The sequence below is a fragment of the Kribbella sp. genome (genome assembly GCF_035687465.1).
In the GTDB taxonomy this organism is placed as follows: Bacteria; Actinomycetota; Actinomycetes; order Propionibacteriales; family Kribbellaceae; genus Kribbella.
The window spans coordinates 1-2,042 of record NZ_DASRXP010000360.1 but is presented as its reverse complement, the minus strand read 5'-3'; the positions used below and the strand labels follow the sequence as shown (position 1 = coordinate 2,042).

The 2,042-nt window shown below is 68.5% G+C and carries 1 protein-coding gene and 1 pseudogene; both read left to right on the top strand.

The window, feature by feature from the left end; all coding sequences use genetic code 11:
• The coding region (locus VFG33_RS18820) for a hypothetical protein (protein ID WP_325054205.1) at positions 1-272 on the top strand (272 nt) is incomplete at its 5' end.
• Positions 273-497: 225 nt separating this feature from the next.
• Positions 498-1,649 (top strand): annotated as a pseudogene (locus VFG33_RS18815) (integrase core domain-containing protein); the annotation flags it as partial.
• Positions 1,650-2,042 lie beyond the last annotated feature (393 nt).

Genomic DNA, 2,042 nt, shown 5'->3' with positions numbered 1-2,042 from the left:
AGGAGGTTGACCACCGCGCCACCGAGGTGTGCGAGCGGGTCGAGCAGCCGGAGGTGGCCGAGCTGATCGAAGCCAGCCGGGCCGAGGTCGCGGGGGCGGCCTTGTGCCGGCGCTGGGGCTTCCCGGTGCGGGTGGAGCGTTGGCTCGAGATGGCCGACGAGGCCATGGAGCAGCTGGGCTTCCTGCCGTCGGACGAGGACGATCCGCCCGCGGATCCACCGGAGCCTCGCTCGGCCGGCAGCCGCAGGCCCAGATCCCCAGATACTGGGTGACACCGTAGGTTGGGTTCGCGTTGGCGAACCCAACATGCCGCCGTCATCGCGGCCCCCGATTCTGTTGGGTTCGCTGCCGCGAACCCAACCTACGAAGCCGGTTCCTTTTGCCTCTCCCGCCCTGCGGGAGAGGCCGGGCTCGGGTCCGAACCGGGTAGATCGTAGACAGAATGGACCGGATAGATCGTTGACAGGTTTCCTGATCGGCAAAGGGGGGCTTTGCCGATGCCATTCCAGGAGACCAGAGCGTTGGACGAGGCGGTACGGTTCGTGACGGCCTGTCTGGCAGGCGAGGAGACGATGTCGGAGCTGTGCCGAGGGTTCGGGATCAGCCGGCAATGGGGCTACGAGCTGATGCGGCGTTACCAGGCGGAGGGTTGGTCCGGGCTGGAGCCGCGATCACGGGCGCCGCATCATCCGGGACAGACAATGGCAGCGGAGTTGGCCGCTGCGATCGTGGCGCAGCGGTTGGCGCATCCGCGCTGGGGTCCGAAGAAGCTGAAGGCGCTGCTGGAGCGTCGGAAGCCGGAGACGACGTGGCCGGCGGCGTCGTCGATCGGTGATCTGTTGCGTCGTGAAGGGCTGGTGCGGTCGCGCCGGCGGCGGCGCACGCCGTTGCCGCTGAGCCAGCCCTTTGCGCCGGTGACCGCGCCGAACGATCTGTGGGGTATCGACTTCAAGGGCTGGTTCCGCACCGGCGACGGGGTGCGCTGCGATCCGCTGACCCTGAGCGATGCCGACAGCCGCTTCCTGCTGGTCTGCGAGTCGGTGGAGCCGACCATCGAGGGGGTCGATCCGGTGACCGACGCCGCCTTCCGCGAGTACGGCCTGCCGCTGGGCCTGCGGTCGGACAACGGCCCGCCCTTTGCCGGCAACGGCGCCGGCGGGCTGACCCGGCTGGCGGTCAAGTGGATCAAGCTCGGCATCCGCCTGGAGCGGATCGACCCCGGCGCGCCCGAGCAGAACGGCCGGCATGAGCGGATGCACGGCACGCTCAAGGCCGACACCGCCAAGCCGCCAGCGGCAACCCTCGTCGCCCAGCAGGCGAGCTTCGACTGCTTCCGGCTGGAGTACAACCACCTGCGGCCGCACGAGGCGCTCGGCCAGGAGACTCCGGCCAGCCGCTACCACAAAAGCCCGCGGGGCTATCCCGCCCGGATCGAGGAGCCCGCCTATGATGCCGAGCATGCAGTCCGGCGGGTTCGTTCCAACGGCGAGATCAAGTGGGGCGGCACCCTGATCTTCGTCAGCGAGGCCTTGGTCGGCGAGCCGGTCGGCGTCGCTGAGACCGAGACCGGCGACTGGATCGTCCGTTTTGCCGACCTCCCGCTCGGCCTCATCGACCGCCGCACCCACAAGCTGCGCCCCTTTGCGCCGACCCGGCCGGGTCGGCGCAATCAGCGCCCTCAACAACACCGGAAATCTGTCAACGATGTATCCGGTCTATAGTGTCAACGATCTCTCCGGTTGCACAGCGCTTGCGCCTCCGGGTGAGGGCCCTTTGTCGAGGCCGGGACCCGCCCTCACCCGGTCTCGCTGCGCGAGCCCGGCCTCTCCCGTAAACGGGAGAGGCAAAAGGATGACTCAGAGACCGTCTGGAAATGCGCTGGTGTGAGTCGGCTGGTGGTGGTTTCGAGAACCGGCGCGCAGCGGACGTTTGAGTCCGTGAGCACCGGAAGCGCAGAAACCGCCATCAGACGGCCGCACCAGTAGCATTTACAGGCGGTCTCTCAAGCCGCTGCCCGGTCCCGCCCCTCCTCGACCGCATGG